The organism is Specibacter cremeus, from assembly GCF_003946885.1.
Lineage (GTDB): Bacteria > Actinomycetota > Actinomycetes > Actinomycetales > Micrococcaceae > Specibacter > Specibacter cremeus.
In genome coordinates this window covers 12003-25959 of sequence record NZ_RWKQ01000026.1, presented here as the reverse complement: position 1 = coordinate 25959, position 13957 = coordinate 12003, and the positions used below count along the sequence as shown (strand labels likewise).

At 69.4% G+C, this 13957-nt stretch carries 14 protein-coding genes; 5 read left to right on the top strand and 9 right to left on the bottom strand.

Annotated features, from left to right (window positions below; translation table 11 throughout):
* Window positions 1-106: 106 nt before the first annotated feature.
* Entirely contained in the window at window positions 107-1714 is a 1608-nt protein-coding gene (locus EJC77_RS11440; protein WP_125612713.1) for an HNH endonuclease signature motif containing protein, read from the top strand.
* 57 nt (window positions 1715-1771) lie between these two features.
* Here the strand turns inward: EJC77_RS11440 and EJC77_RS11435 are convergent, their stop codons facing one another.
* From EJC77_RS11435 to EJC77_RS11400, 8 genes are read right to left on the bottom strand one after another with little or no spacing between them, the layout of a single operon-like run.
* The gene (locus EJC77_RS11435) at window positions 1772-2476 is read right to left on the bottom strand and encodes an alpha/beta fold hydrolase (RefSeq protein WP_125612711.1); all 705 of its coding nucleotides are present in this window, start codon (window positions 2474-2476) and stop codon (window positions 1772-1774) included.
* 48 nt (window positions 2477-2524) lie between these two features.
* On the bottom strand, window positions 2525-3217 hold the full coding sequence (locus tag EJC77_RS11430) for a hypothetical protein (protein WP_125612709.1): 693 nt from the start codon (window positions 3215-3217) through the stop codon (window positions 2525-2527).
* Between the two features lie 12 nt (window positions 3218-3229).
* Window positions 3230-3691, bottom strand: coding sequence for an Lrp/AsnC family transcriptional regulator (locus EJC77_RS11425; RefSeq protein WP_125612707.1), 462 nt, complete (start codon window positions 3689-3691; stop codon window positions 3230-3232).
* Window positions 3692-3744: 53 nt separating this feature from the next.
* A complete protein-coding gene (locus EJC77_RS11420) occupies window positions 3745-4800 on the bottom strand; it encodes a PDR/VanB family oxidoreductase (protein WP_125612705.1) in 1056 nt (351 codons plus the stop codon).
* Window positions 4781-5821 (bottom strand): aromatic ring-hydroxylating oxygenase subunit alpha, encoded by a 1041-nt coding sequence (locus tag EJC77_RS11415; RefSeq protein ID WP_205787192.1) that lies wholly within the window; start codon window positions 5819-5821, stop codon window positions 4781-4783. The genes EJC77_RS11420 and EJC77_RS11415 overlap by 20 nt, the downstream gene beginning before the upstream one ends.
* 16 nt (window positions 5822-5837) lie before the next feature.
* Entirely contained in the window at window positions 5838-6608 is a 771-nt protein-coding gene (locus tag EJC77_RS11410) for an SDR family NAD(P)-dependent oxidoreductase (protein WP_125612703.1), read from the bottom strand.
* The gene (locus tag EJC77_RS11405) at window positions 6605-7027 is read right to left on the bottom strand and encodes a VOC family protein (protein ID WP_205787190.1); all 423 of its coding nucleotides are present in this window, start codon (window positions 7025-7027) and stop codon (window positions 6605-6607) included. The genes EJC77_RS11410 and EJC77_RS11405 overlap by 4 nt, the downstream gene beginning before the upstream one ends.
* 48 nt (window positions 7028-7075) lie before the next feature.
* Window positions 7076-8572: an APC family permease gene (locus tag EJC77_RS11400; RefSeq protein ID WP_125612701.1), complete on the bottom strand. Its 1497-nt coding sequence runs from the start codon at window positions 8570-8572 to the stop codon at window positions 7076-7078.
* Between the two features lie 343 nt (window positions 8573-8915).
* Here EJC77_RS11400 and EJC77_RS20385 point away from each other — a divergent pair, with 343 nt between their 5' ends.
* Window positions 8916-9254: a DUF2695 domain-containing protein gene (locus EJC77_RS20385; protein WP_164520387.1), complete on the top strand. Its 339-nt coding sequence runs from the start codon at window positions 8916-8918 to the stop codon at window positions 9252-9254.
* Window positions 9255-9347: 93 nt separating this feature from the next.
* On the opposite strand, the gene purB is transcribed toward EJC77_RS20385, so the two are convergent.
* Window positions 9348-10781, bottom strand: coding sequence for an adenylosuccinate lyase (gene purB / locus EJC77_RS11390; protein ID WP_125612698.1), 1434 nt, complete (start codon window positions 10779-10781; stop codon window positions 9348-9350).
* Between the two features lie 149 nt (window positions 10782-10930).
* Between purB and EJC77_RS11385 the strand changes: the two genes are divergently transcribed.
* From EJC77_RS11385 to EJC77_RS11375, 3 genes are all read left to right on the top strand, one after another.
* A complete protein-coding gene (locus tag EJC77_RS11385) occupies window positions 10931-11203 on the top strand; it encodes a hypothetical protein (RefSeq protein ID WP_125612696.1) in 273 nt (90 codons plus the stop codon).
* Window positions 11200-12738, top strand: coding sequence for a hypothetical protein (locus tag EJC77_RS11380; RefSeq protein WP_125612694.1), 1539 nt, complete (start codon window positions 11200-11202; stop codon window positions 12736-12738). Before EJC77_RS11385 ends, EJC77_RS11380 begins: the two co-directional genes overlap by 4 nt.
* A 149-nt stretch (window positions 12739-12887) precedes the next feature.
* Window positions 12888-13955 carry an MBL fold metallo-hydrolase gene (locus EJC77_RS11375; protein WP_125612692.1) on the top strand — a complete coding sequence of 356 codons (1068 nt, stop codon included), beginning with the start codon at window positions 12888-12890 and terminating at the stop codon, window positions 13953-13955.
* Window positions 13956-13957: the final 2 nt, after the last annotated feature.

The following is a 13957-nucleotide window of genomic DNA, read 5'->3' as shown; positions in this document are numbered from 1 at the left end:
AACATCAGATGGCTTGAATAGATTCGAAACTATTGACATAAATTGGCATCATGATAAGAATTGATGTATGAGCATCCCGGTGACTGACCCCGGGGATCGGGGTCACATGAGTGACGGACCGGAAAGCGCCGGTCTGGCGGCCCTCCATGCCACGGTCCGGGATTTTCCGGTCGAGTCGTTCACGGACGCCCGCACCCGGGTCAGCGGAATGCTCGCCGCCGCCCTTGCCGACGGCACCGAGACGATCCCGGCCTTGGCCCTGGCCGAACCGTGGACCCGGTTGCGGGCTGTGCGGGACGTGTACGACGCCACGGTGGCCGAGCTCGGGCAGATTCGACGCATCGAGGACGCGCTGGCCGCCCTCAAGGCCGCCCTGGTCGACCGGCTCGCCACGGCCGCGTGCGCCGAGGCCGGAGCCGAACACCTCGACGCGTGGCAGGCGTCCGTGGCGGCCACCGGCGCCCGGGGCGAACTCGGTGCCGTCTTCGACTTGCCCGCCGGCACCGCCGGCGCCCTCACCGGCCACTGCACCACCCTGGTCCGTGACCACCCGGCCGTATACCGGGCACTGCGGGAAGGCCGGATCGACTGGGCCCACACGCTGCGCCTCCTTGACGAGGTCGACTCCGCAGGCACTCCCGGCACCAACCCGGACACGGTGGCCGGGTTCGAGGCGTTCCTGCTGGGCCTGGCGGAGGCCGGGGTCACGATTGCGAAGTTCGCCAGGGTTGCGAAGAAGGAACGGGCCCGGCGCTTCCCCGACAGCATCCAGGCCGCCGCGACCGCGGCCCGGGAGGATCGGCGGATGAGCCTGCACACCGCCGACGACGGCATGTCCATCCTCCGCATGTACCTGCCCACCGAAGCCGCCGAAGCGATCTTCAACCGGCACACCGCCATCGCCCGCGCCCTGGCCCACCCCGACGAGATCCGCACCCTGACCCAACGCCGCCTCGACTCCGCCGTCCAGGCACTGTTCGGCCAGGGTGTGCCACGCCGACTCAACGCCGGGGACGGCACCCTCGGCCCCAGCGTGGTGGTCACCGACGACGGAACCGTCATCGACCCGCACCTGGGCCCGCTGCCTGCAGCCGAAATCCTGGTCACCGTCCCCTTCCTGTCCCTGCTCGGGGTCACGAACGAACCCGGCCAGGTCGCCGGCGGAGGCCCCGTGCCGGCCTCGATCGCCCGGGCCCTGGCCGGGAACGCGCCATCATTCTTGCGGGTCCTCACGGATCCGGTCACAGGCATTGCCCTGGACCTGCACCCGGACAGGTACCGGGTATCGGCGGTCATGCGGGCCCGGCTGCGGACTCGCGACGGGACCTGTACGTTCAAGGGCTGCTCGGCAGCGGCCACCGTGACCGAGATTGACCACATCCTCGCCTGGGAGGATGGCGGGCCCACCGTCATCGAGAATTTGCATTCTCTCTGCAAAGCCCACCACCTGCTCAAGCACCTCGCCGACCGCAAGGACAAGCACGGAAACCGGCCACCCCCGGGCGCGGACCTGCCCGCCATCCGTGCCTGGCGCCCCATCCCCAGCCGGGACGGACACGGCAAACCCGGCTGGCAGGCTCCCTCCGGCCGCTACTACCCGCCCGACCCGCCCGAAACCACCCCACCCCTGATCCCGGAATGGATCTTCGACGCCCTCAACCAGCACGACGACCGGAACCCGCCCGGCCCCCACGGCCACGACAACGGCCAGTGACCGCACAGCGATGCCCCCGCCGCACAATACCCGACCGACTCGACCATCGGCAGGAACCTACGAGACCCGGTCGACGGCCGCCAGGATGACGGCACCCAATTCGGCCGGCCTGGTGAATTGTGGCCAGTGCCCGGTGGGCAGGTCCACGTACTCGACGTCGTGGATGCGTGCCAGCTCCGCCACGTATGGGTGGCGGGCCTCGATCCATTCGGTGAGCACCGCCGACGGAAACTCGCAGGCGATGACTGTGGCCGGAACGTCGTAGCGGCGCTCATCATGGAGGTGCTGCGCGTCCTGGGCCACGCCGCGCGGTTCCGGGACGGCCCGGGTTCGGAACATGGCCCGCAGCTCGTCATCCAGGTCGACCAGGTCGGCGTCCTCGAAACCGTCCCACGGTGGCAGCGGGACGTCGTCGCCGTCGGTCGGCAGTTCATCGTTGATGGACGCGCCCTCAGCCAGCGGCCCGCTGTCCACGTACACGGCGCGGGCCACCCGGTCCGGGCGTGCGTCGACGGCACCGTGGATGATGCCGCCACCGCCGGAGTGGCCGACGAGGACCACCGGGCCATCGATGGCGTCGACTGCGGCCACGACCGCGTTGATGTGGTCGCGCAGCCCGATGCCCGCCCGTGGCGCGTCGACCGCCTCCAGCCCCGGCAGCGTGAGCGGGTGCACGCGATGCCCCGCCGCGACGAGCGGTGGGGTGACGTCAGCCCACGACGAGGCGTCCAACCAGAACCCGGGTACCAGAATGATGTCCATGCCGGTAGCCTACGTCGGTCCGCGGCGGCCACGAAGGGACCCGGCCGGTCAATCTGGGGCAGGCGAACGCCGCGTGGCGAATTCGAGTCGCAGGAACGGCAGGTCCCGGCGCGCGAGAACGGCGGTCAGGAATTTGTCGCCGAGATCGGCGCCCAAACCGAGCACGTGCGGGTCGGTATCGATCCGCAGCCCCGGGACGGTGACGCCATCAATGACGATTGGCACCCCATGCTCGATGCACGCCTCGGTCACCGGGTCGAACAGGTCCCCGGGGAACTCGCCGCGGACCCGTTCGTCGCGAAAAATGTTCATGACAATGTAGTTGACGTGATCGACCAGTGCCAGCTCCGGGGTGCGCCACGTTGAACCATCGCTGATGTGCGTGGTGCGCACCGCCTCCCACAGCAGCGGGTACCGCATCCGGGCCCGCCACTGGACGATCCATGGTGGCAGCGGCCATGGCGGTTCGGTGTCAAGGGTTGCCCGCACCTCGTCGGGGAGTTCTGCCAGGTTCACCGGATCGTCAAGGTCGGCGGGGTTGCGCCACAGGGTGTACGACAGCGATGCCACCTCCATGACAGGGTGGCCGTTCCCTGTCTCCCACCCCTTGCCGGCGCTGGCCTCCTCGACCGAATCCTGATCGACAAGCGTCAGCAACGGCACCGCAAAGCCCGCGGCGACTTCGTCCGGGGTTGCCGGGGGCGGGATGTCACCCGGGCGCTTGCTTCGATCGAGGAACATGACACCACCCGCCTACCCGGCGACCGGAGCCCCGTACCGGAGCTTGTGGACCTTGAGGATCATCATGCTCTCGGTGTCGCTGACCCCGGGAATGGTCTCCACCTTGCGGCGCAGGAAATCCCACAGCTCATTGTTGTCACGGCACATGACCTCGACGCACAGGTCCGCGCGGCCCATGACCGTGGAAACATATGTCACCTCAGGCATGGCCGAGAGGGCCTCGACCGCCTTGTCGAAGTGCGCCGGCTGGACCTTGATCAGGGTCAGGCACAGCTGGGACTGGCTGAGCTGCTGCGGGTCGGCGAAGGCGACGATGCGCAGGATGTTGTGCTCCTGGAGCCGCTTGACCCTGGTCCGGACTGTGGCCTCGGACGTGCCGACGTTGCGCGCGATCTCGCGGAACGCGCGCCGCCCGTCCTGTTCCAGCTCGTGCAGGATGGAACGGTCAAGGTCGTCAAGCAGGTACTCAGCCATGAGCCTAAGCCTAGCGGCGCGGGGAGCCGGTAGGCGCTGCGGCGGTGGCCCAGTCAGAGGTCCAAGACCAGCCGGGCGCATTTGGCCCGGGACACGCACAGCATCATGCATGTGCCGGCGGCCCGTTCCTGCTCGGTGAGGAGGTCGTCGCGGTGGTCCACCTCGCCGCTGATGACCTTCGCCTCGCAGGTGCCGCAGAACCCCATCTCGCAGGAAGAGGGATGGTCGACGCCGGCCGCGCGGACCGCTTCGAGGATCGTCACGCCGGCGGCGACGTCGACGACGAGGCCGCTGCGACCGAGCTCGACCTGGAACGCGCCGTCGGCGACGGACGCGCCGGAGCCGCTGCCGCCGTCGTCGTTCGACCGGACCGCCGGGGCTGCGGGGGCGAAGCGCTCAAGGTGCAGGTCAGGCAACCGGCCGGCGCGATCCATCTGGTCCGCCAGGGCGTCCATCAGCCCGCCCGGCCCGCAGCAGTACACGGCCGCGCCATCGCTGCCGGCCACGATGGCGGCCAGGTCGGGGTGCCCGTCGGTGTCCTGGGCTACCAGCTCCACCGACGCGCGGCCCGACGCCCCGTCGATCCCGTGCAGTTCCGGCAGGAACGCGAAATGATCGGCCGAGCGGGCGCCGTAGACCAGCCGCCACGGCCGGCCGCGGCGGGCGACCTCGCGGATCATGGGCAGCAGCGGCGTGATGCCGATGCCGCCGGCCATGAACACGTAGCGCTCCGCCTCGGCCAACCCGAAGTTCTCCCGCGGCAGGCCGATGCGCAGCGTCTGCCCGGGCCGCAGCTCCCGGTGCGCCTCCACGGAGCCGCCGCGGCCGGCGGGGAGTTCCAGCACGGCGATCCGGTACGTGCCGGTGTCGGCGGGATCCCCGCACAGCGAGTACTGGCGCACCGTGCCGGAGGGCAGGTGCACGTCGATGTGCGCCCCCGGCGCCCAGGCGGGCAGGAGCCCGCCACCGGGGCGGGCGAACTCGAACGACGTCACCGCCTCCGCCTCCCGGCGGGCGGCCAGCACGCGCACCTCCAGCGTCGCCCCCGGCGCCGAATCCTCCGGAACCGAAAGGAGGGCCAGGTCGGGCTCAGACTGCAGCGTAGTCATGGCTGTCGTCCTTCACCCGGTTCATCAACTCCACGAACGAGCGCCGGTAGTTGAGCGTGAACATGTCCGCCGGCACGGAGAACTCCTGCACCTCGGCGTCCCAGGGGATCTCGCGCGGCTCGATCCCGTCCACGATCGGCAGGTCCTCGCGGTAGACCATCTCCTCCACCCGCAGGCATTCGTCCAGGCCGGCACCCTTGTAGCCGACCTCGTTGGCGACGCCCCAGAAGATCACCACGGTCTCGTAGTCCACCGGGCAGGGGAACCCTGCCACGATCCGGTGGCCCAGGCGCTCATAGTCGTAGGTGATGGTGGCCAGGCCCGGCGCGGAGCACTCGTAGTACATCATCGCGTCCCCGTCCTCGGCCCATTCACCGGTGGACGCGTTCAGAGGGCGCTCCATCTTGATGTCCAGTCCCTCACGGGTGACGTCAAGCGGCTCCACGACCTCGGGGGAGGGGCCCATGGAGACCTTGTGGACGAACGGGAAGTGGGCCACGTCGCGGAAGTTCTCGATGGTGATGCCCACCCCGACGGCGGAGTCCATCTTCGGGCCGGCCAGCCATTCGAGGTCCAAGTCGCGCCACCGCTCGACGTCGTACATGTCCCGGATCGGGTCCTCCAGCACGGTCCACACGTGGCCGTAGCGCAGCTCGACGGGGTACGTCTTGATGGCCGCCCGGCCCGGGATCTTGCCCTGGTCGGCCAGCGACGGGATGCGCGCGCACGCCCCGTCCGCGGCGGCGAACTCCCAGCCATGGTACGGGCAACCGATCGAGGCCTCGTGGACCTCACCTTTGGACAGGTCGCCGCCGCGGTGCGGGCACCGCCGATCCTGCACGGCCACGGTGCCGTTGCCGGCGCGGTAAATGACGAGATTCGTCCCGAGCAGGGTGGCCGTCTGCGGACGGTCCAGGTCCACGATGCGCGCCACGGGGAACCAGGAGCGGCGCATGGCGGCCTCGGCCAGCTCGCGCTTCGTGGCGGTGGCCGGGCGGGTGGTTTCTGCTGTGGTGGTCATGATTTCCTTTCGGGCGTCAAACGCCTGGTACGAGGGCGCCGCCATTGACGCCGAGGGTCTGTCCGGAGATGAAGGCAGCGGCGTCGGAGGCCAGGAACGCGACGGCCGCGGCAATCTCCGCCGGGTCGGCCAGCCGGCCCAGCGGCACGGCGGCGAGTTCCTCCTCATACGCCTCGTCCGGGACCATGCGGGTCTTCACGGCCCCGGGCGCCACCGCATTGACGAGGATGCCGTCCGTGACCAGCTCCTTCGACAACGCCTTCATGATGGACAGCTGGGCCGCCTTGGAGGCCATGTACCCGTACGAGTGGCCGTCCGGAACCTGGCCCCACTGGGACGAGATGAAGATGATGCGGGGCGCCGCGCTGTTGCGCAGCGCCGCGACCGCGCTGCGCGTGATTGCGTACGGGGCCAGCACGTTCACGGCGAAGTACGGCGACAGGTTTTCCGCCGGTGTCTGCTCGAGGCCCTTCCAGTCGTGCATGATGCCGGCGTTGTGGACCAGGATGTCCAGTCCGCCCAGATGCTCGACGGCGGCGCTCACCAGCCGCTCGCCGGCGTCGGGTGCGGTGATGTCCAGGGCGAGGGTTTCCACCTTCCGCCCGGTCTCCCGGCGGATGGCGGCGGCGGTCGCGTCGAGTTCGACGACGTCGAGGTCGGCCAGCACCAGGTCGGCGCCGCGGGCGGCCAGCGCGTACGCGTGCGCCGCGCCCATGCCGCGGGCCGCGCCGGTCACGATGGCGACCCGGCCGTCCAGCGCCGTGCCGGGCGCCGCGTGCCCGGTCATGAGGTGGCCTCCGACTGGTGCGGCTCGGTCACGTACAGCATGTTGCCGTCCGGGTCGTGGAACGGGCGGTAGCGGTACCAGGTGCCGTTGGGGTGCTTCCAGTTGATCTGCTCGTCAACCCAGGCGACCTTGCCGTCGAGCCAGGCGACGGCGTCGTCCAGGTTCTCCACCTCAAACGCGATCGAGTCGTAGCCGGGGGCGTTGTCCGCGTTGACGGCCGTGCGCGGCGGCTCGTGCTCGCCGACCTCGGACTTGAAGATGTACAGCGTCAGGTTGCCCATGTTGATGGCGGCCCACTCCTCGGCGGGCTCGTACGGCAGATGGAAGTCCAGGCCCAGCACCTCGTGGTAGAAGCCGGCGAGCCGGTCCACGTCGCGGGTGAGGATGTCCATGTTGTCGATGCGCTTGAGTTTCAGCACAGCGTGCTCCTTGTTTCGGGTGTTGATGGTGAAGAGGTGGTTCGGGGGTCATTCCCGCTCGGCGTCGAGGGCGTCGACGAGCGGGGTTTCCCTGGATGGGGCGTTGGGAATGGCGCCGAGGGGCAGCCCGGGCTGGCGCCACTGGATGGGGCGCCTTTCCTGCTTCAGCTGCCGGTAGAAGTACAGGACGACCGAGAGGGACAGGACCAGGATGCCGATGAAGACCTCCTTGAAGCTGCCGTACCCGGTGATCTCGGCGCTGAAGACGCCCACGATCAGGATGACGGCGTCCACGGCGGCCAGGACGCCGGCGACGACGACCCACTGCCGGCCGAGCTTGATGGGCCGTTCCGCGTCGGGGTGGTCGCGGCGCAGGTTGACGAAGCCGGACAGGGACAGGATGTGGCAGATCAGGTAGCCCATGATGCCGGCGACGATGACGGCCATGGCCTCCCCGACGAACAGGATCAGGATGATGTTCACGACCAGGTCCAGCGACATGGCCCTGGCCGGCACCTTGGCCCGGTTGAGCTGGCCCAACTGGCGGATGGTCAGGCCCTCGATGGCGCTGCCGTGCAGCACCCGGCCGCCGGCCGCCGTCGTCATGATCATCATGAGCATCAGGCCGGCGATCAGGCAGATCGTCATGAACCAGCCGCTGCCGGGGATGATGCTGTTGAACGCCTGCAGGTAGAACGTGACCGGGTTGGCCGCGATGTCCTTCTGCGGCACGAGCCCGCCCACGCCCAGCGGCACCAGGAAGTACACGGCCAGGACGAAGAAGCCGGCCAGGCGCAGGGCGATGCGGGAATCGCGCACCGTGTGGCGGAATTCGGGCACGAACGCGGCGACGGCCTCGATGCCGTACACCGACCAGGCCATGACGAACATCCACGCGATCACGGTCTGCCAGCCGGGGAACCCGCTCGCGCTGAGGGTCCACTGCAGGTTCGCGACGGACCAATCGGGGCTGAGGAACGGGGCGACGGCGAAGACGGCGATGGGGATCAGGATGAGGATGCCCGTGACGTACATGAGCCACATGGCCGGGCGCATGCCGAGCACATTCAGCGACCAGCCGATGAGCAGGACGACCAGGGCGACCACATGCGGGAAGCCGATGGTGGCCAGGCCCGTGGAGAAGGTCCACGTCTGGTCCGGGAACCACTGGGCCTGCATGAGCGTGCCGATCTGCAGGCCGTAGATGGCGAGCGAGCTGGACCAGCTGAACCAGTAGCCGAACGTGGCGACCGGCCCGGCCAGGGTGGTCCGGGAGCGCCAGCCCTGGTTGGCGTACATGGAGATGCCGCCCACCTTGTCGCCGAACATGCCGGCCATTTCGGAGTAGACGAAGTTCTGCAGGCAGGCGATCAGCGCCACGGCGAACGCCAGGACGATGGCCGTCCACGCGCCGATGGCGCCCATGGAATAGCCCATGGCAATGAACAGCGCGGCGGGGATCGACAGGCTGATGGTGAAGCCGTCCCACCATCGCAGGGTCTTGGCGTAGGCGTGCTCGCCAACGCCTGTTTCGTGTGTGCTCACAGTGCGGGTCTCCTCGTTTGGGCCCTGAAGGGTGTCTGGATTGTGGAGGCGAATCCTTCACCGGCATCGGGAGTTCGCAGTCATGCGCAATCAACTATGTGATGAGAGTAACAGTGCGGATTGCGTTGCACAACACTAAATTATGACGCATTTCACGACTTATTACGAAATTTTCTGCGCAACGCACTCTTCTGGCGGAAGTTGGCGGCACGGTTGGTACGAAGGCCGGGCAAAAAGTCCCCGGGTGCGTTGTCCACAGGCGGGCCGCGCCGTCTTCCGCCGGGCGCCGGCCGGTGCCACGCTGGAGGCGTGGGGCTATGCGTCGGCTATAGAGGGAGCGGCCATGTTGATCACAACGGCGTCGGCAGGCGCGCGGGAACGCATCCTGCCGGGCGAATGCCTGCCCTGCTTCGTGCTGCGCATGATCCTCGCCGCCGGTTGCGACTCGTGCCTTACCTGGGTGCGCCGGTACCGGGACGAGCGGCTGCCGGGGGCGGCCACGCTGGATCACGACCTGTTCCGGGCCGGCGCACACTGCGACTGCCATGCCGTGCTGGTGACCTATGCGCGGCGTGAGGAGCTGTGGGATGTGCCGCACTGCCCGGACTGCGGGATGCCGCAGGACAAGCCGCCGTGCATGGGCGCATCGGGGCAGGAACCGTGCGGACTGTGGCGGTCGTGATTTCGACGGGCACCGGCGATTGAGCCTGTCAGAGACCGGATTTCGGCAGGCTCAATCACCGGGGTCTCGGCAGGCTCGACCACCGCCGGCCGCCTACCGCCCCAGGTGGTCCACGAGCGAGGCGGCGATGCCGTTGTAGGTGGCCGGGGTGAGCGCCAACAGTCGCTCCTGCGCGCCGTCCGACAGGCCCAGGCCGGAGACGAACTCCTGCATGCGGGCGGCGTCGACGCGGTGGCCGCGCGTGAGGTCCTTCAGGCGCTCGTAGGGGTCCTGCATGCCTGGCACGCCGGCGATGGCCTCCGCGCGCATGACCATCTGGATGGCCTCCGCGAGCACCTCCCAGTTGTGGTCGAGGTCGTCCGCGAGCACGGCCTCGGCCGTGTCCAGCCGGTCCAGGCCGCCGAGCACGTTGTTGATGGCCAGCAGCGAGTGGCCGAACGCCACGCCGATGTTGCGCTGGCTCGAGGAGTCCGTCAGGTCGCGCTGCCAACGGCTGGTCACCAGGGTGGCGCCCAGCGTGTCCAGCAGCGCGGAGGAGACCTCGAGGTTGGCCTCGGCGTTCTCGAAGCGGATCGGGTTGACCTTGTGCGGCATGGTCGAGGAGCCGGTGGCGCCCGGGACCGGGACCTGCGCGAAGTAGCCGATCGAGATGTAGCTCCACACATCGGTGCACAGGTTGTGCAGGATCCGGTTGAAGCGGGCCATGTCGGCGTACAGCTCGGCCTGCCAGTCGTGCGACTCGATCTGCGTGGTCAGCGGGTTCCACGTCAGGCCCAGGCCCTCGACGAAGCTCTTCGCCACCTGCTGCCAGTCGGCCTCCGGCACGGAGGCGTAGTGCGCCGCATACGTGCCGGTGGCGCCGTTGATCTTGCCCAGGAACTCGGTCCCGGCGATCCGGTCCAGCTGGCGGGCCAGCCGGTGCGCCGTGACGGCCAGCTCCTTGCCCAACGTGGTCGGCGTGGCCGGTTGGCCGTGCGTGCGCGAGAGCATCGGCACGTCCCGGTTGTCCTGCGCCATCTGGGCGATCTTCGCGACGAGGGCGTGCGCGGCGGGCAGCCACACATCCTCCACGGCGCCCTTGATGCCAACGGCGTAGGACAGGTTGTTGATGTCCTCGCTCGTGCAGCCGAAGTGCACCAGCGGCAACAAACGGGCCAGGCCCAGGCCCGGCAGGCGATTGCCGATGAAGTACTCCACGGCCTTGACGTCGTGGACGGTGACCTTCTCGATGTCGGCCAGTTCCGCCACGGACGACGCGTCGAACTCCGTGACGATGGCGCGCAGCCCGGCCTTCTGGTCCGCCGACAGCGGGGCGGTGCCCGGCAACACGCTGTGCTCGGTCAGGTGGATGAACCACTCGACCTCCACGCCCACGCGGTCGCGGTTCAGCGCGGCCTCCGACAGGTAGTCGACCAGCGGCGCCACGGCGCCCGCGTAGCGGCCGTCAAGCGGGCCCAGGGCGATGCGCTCGGGGGAGGCGGCCAGGGACAGCCGGCCGGAGGGGATGCGGGATGCGGAATCAGACATGCCGCAATTCTTTCATGAACGCCCATTTCCTCCACAGCCGGCCCGGCCCCGCCGGTTATCGACAGCCGTTTCATGAACACTGTCCAACGGCAATGCCCCGGCCGTATCGTCGGCCCACAGCAGATCGCATGGCAGCTTAGGGAGTGGACATGATGGGGTATGCGGCCGGCGGGCCGTCAGCGGGGGAGGTCGCCCGGGTGGCCGGCGTCCTTGACAGGTTGGCCGGGCAAATGGATGAGGCGCGCGTCCGGCTGGCCGCCGCGGGTGCGGTGGAGTGGGAGTCCGCGGCGGCGCAGGCCTTCAGGGAGGCGGTGGCCGGGCAAGCGCACGCGTTGGCCGCTGCGGCCGACGACCTGCGCGGCGCCGCCGGCCTGGTCCGGCATTACTCGCTGCGCCTGGACGTGGCCGGGGCGGCCGGATGAACGCGAACGACGTGTGCGTTGGCACGATGTTCACCGTCATTGGCGGCGTGGGCTCCACGCGGTACCAGCTCGGCGTCATCGCTTTGGCGGGTTCCCGGATCGATGCCATCTCGGCGGACCTGGACCCGGTGGGTCCACGAGCGGACTTCGAGGCGACCTGGCTCGAGGAGGGCACGATGGGCCTGCCCGACCACCCGTACGCGGCCGTCGAACGGATGCGGGAGGCCGCGAAGGCGTGCAGCACGGCCCGGATCGGCTTGAAAACCCTGGCGGACAACACGGCGACGGCCGCCCGGCGGTATGACGAGGCGGAGGAGCGCAACCGGCTCTTCCTGGCCCGCAAGAACCAATTGGACGCGTTCCGCGCCGGATCCCACTTCACCGCCCAGTCGTGGTTGCTGCCCGGCGGCCCCAACAACAGCGTGCGCGACCTCGGCAGGTGGCTGGACTCGTTCTGGACCAAGGGGTTCCGGGACGCCACGGAGGACAGCATCAACGGCGGACCCGCCTTCCTCGCCGGTGCCGCAGGAGGGTGGCCGGCCCTGGCGTACCTGCTCAGCCTGGGACGGCATCCGGAGCGGTCCGACACCGCAGCCGCGGCGGCCGCCGGCGTCCGGCACATGCTTGACAGCACGGGGGTGACGCGGCCGGGCACCGTGAGCGTGCGGCGCATTCCGGCCGGCGACTGGTCGGCGCAACCGTCCGGGACCGGCGTCCGCGGCACCACCAGGGCGACCATCGAGGGCATCCTGGAGGCGCCCCGGGACGCCTACGCGGTGGCGCCGTCGGCAGTCATCGTGGACCGGATTGAACGTGCCGACGGCACCATCGCCTGGCGGGTCGCCCTGCCGGGGACCGAGGTGTGGGACCCGCCGGACTCCGAGAACCTGTTCGACCTCGAGGGCGACCTGCAGGCACTGACGAGCGCCCGGCGCAAGGAGTTCATGGAGAAGCAGGTCATGGTGGAGGAACTGCTGAAGGCGGCGCTGCAGGATGCCGGCGCGAAGCCGGGAGACCCGGTCATGCTCACCGGACACAGCGGTGGCGGCATCCATGCCGCCGCGGCGGCCGCCGACCCGGCGTTCCTGGCGGAGTTCAACGTGACGATGGTCGTCACCGCGGGCGCTCCCATCGCCCGGCTGCCCGTGGACGGTCGTGTGGGCGTGCTGGGCCTGGAAAACACCTACGACATTGTCACGGCCGCGGATGGGGCAGCCCCGCCGGATCGGTCCAATTGGGTCACCGTCACGTCCTCGCGGCCCGGCGACGGGGTCGGAACAATGCAGGATGTCATCGCCCGGGCACACTCGCTGGACGGGTACCTGGGGGACGCAAGGCAGGCCGAGCACTCCGCGGACCCGTCGATCGACGGGGCCAGGAAGTCCATCCGGGACTTCATGGGGGTCGCGGGCCCCGGCCAGGCCGTGGCCTTCACCCGGTCCGTGTACCAGGGGCGGGACGTGCGGCCGGCGAAGGCGCCGCCGGCACCCGCTACAGGGCGGGAGCGCCGCGACGCCGTGCCGCGCGGCCGGTGAGGGGTCGCCCGCAGAGACATAAGCAAAACCATGTTTTCAGGCCGGTTTTAACCGTTTTTCAATCGGAACTTGTGGGATGCACCATGGAGGTACGTGACCCGCCACACAAGGTGTGGGTCCATCGCCAACGAAGTCGGGAGCCGCCTTTCATGAATCAGCCAGCCGTGGACACCACGCCCCGGGTCGTCACCCTGGGCACCGCCGGCGGACCGCGCTGGTGGACGGGGGAGAACGCCGGGAAACGGTCGGGCATCGCGACGGCCGTCGTCGTGGGCGAGCGCACCTACCTGGTCGACGCCGGCCACGGCGTGGGCCGGCAGATGATGCTCGCCAACCTGCCGGTGAACTCGCTGCGCGGCATCTTCATCACCCACCTGCACTCCGACCACACCATCGACCTCGGCTCGCTGGCCATCTTCGGCATGTTCACGCTCGCGCCCAACCAGCACTCGATCAAGATCATCGGCCCGGGCGACCGCGGCGCGCTGCCGCCGGTCTCACCGCGTGCCGCCGTGCCGCCGTCGCCCGTCTTCCCGGGCAACCCGACCCCCGGGGTGACCGGCATGTTCACCCACCTGATGGCCGCCTACGCCACGGACCTCAATGACAGGATCCTCGACGCGCTGCGACCCAGCCCGTTCGACTACTTCGAACCCCAGGACATCGAGATCCCGGCGGCCACCGGCTACCATCCCAACACGAATCCGACCCCGGCCGGGATGGAACCGTTCGAGGTGTACCGGGACGACCACGTGAGAGTCACGGCCACCCTGGTGGAGCACCCGCCGATCGCCCCCGCATTCGCCTATCGCTTCGACACGGCCCACGGCTCGGTGACCGTCTCCGGCGACACCGCTCCGTGCGAGAACCTGGTCCGGCTGGCCCGCGGCACCGACCTGCTGCTGCACGAGGCCATCGACTTCGACTGGGTCGAACGGACCTACGGCGGGTCGGGCAACAGCACCGGCCAGGCGTCGAAGGACCACCACCGCAAATCCCACACCAGCGCCGCCGAGGCCGTCGACCTGGCCAACCGGGCCGGCGCGAAGGCGCTCGCCCTGCACCACCTGGTGCCCGGCACCACGCCGCAACACGTCTGGGAGGCGGCCGGGGCCGGCTTCAACGGCGACTACCACGTGCCGAACGACCTCGACTCCATCCCGTTCGGCACCCCCTCCACCACCGTCCCCCTGGAAGAATTGGCCCACGCACGATGACA

Coding starts and splice junctions, on each gene's coding strand:
- EJC77_RS11380 (WP_125612694.1), top strand. CDS start 11,200: ATGAACGCGAACGACGTGTGCGTTGGCACGATGTTCACCGTCATTGGC.
- EJC77_RS11430 (WP_125612709.1), bottom strand. CDS start 3,217: ATGTTCCTCGATCGAAGCAAGCGCCCGGGTGACATCCCGCCCCCGGCA.
- EJC77_RS11440 (WP_125612713.1), top strand. CDS start 107: ATGAGTGACGGACCGGAAAGCGCCGGTCTGGCGGCCCTCCATGCCACG.
- EJC77_RS20385 (WP_164520387.1), top strand. CDS start 8,916: ATGTTGATCACAACGGCGTCGGCAGGCGCGCGGGAACGCATCCTGCCG.
- EJC77_RS11435 (WP_125612711.1), bottom strand. CDS start 2,476: ATGGACATCATTCTGGTACCCGGGTTCTGGTTGGACGCCTCGTCGTGG.
- EJC77_RS11420 (WP_125612705.1), bottom strand. CDS start 4,800: ATGACTACGCTGCAGTCTGAGCCCGACCTGGCCCTCCTTTCGGTTCCG.
- EJC77_RS11375 (WP_125612692.1), top strand. CDS start 12,888: ATGAATCAGCCAGCCGTGGACACCACGCCCCGGGTCGTCACCCTGGGC.
- purB (WP_125612698.1), bottom strand. CDS start 10,781: ATGTCTGATTCCGCATCCCGCATCCCCTCCGGCCGGCTGTCCCTGGCC.
- EJC77_RS11425 (WP_125612707.1), bottom strand. CDS start 3,691: ATGGCTGAGTACCTGCTTGACGACCTTGACCGTTCCATCCTGCACGAG.
- EJC77_RS11415 (WP_205787192.1), bottom strand. CDS start 5,821: ATGACCACCACAGCAGAAACCACCCGCCCGGCCACCGCCACGAAGCGC.
- EJC77_RS11410 (WP_125612703.1), bottom strand. CDS start 6,608: ATGACCGGGCACGCGGCGCCCGGCACGGCGCTGGACGGCCGGGTCGCC.
- EJC77_RS11385 (WP_125612696.1), top strand. CDS start 10,931: ATGATGGGGTATGCGGCCGGCGGGCCGTCAGCGGGGGAGGTCGCCCGG.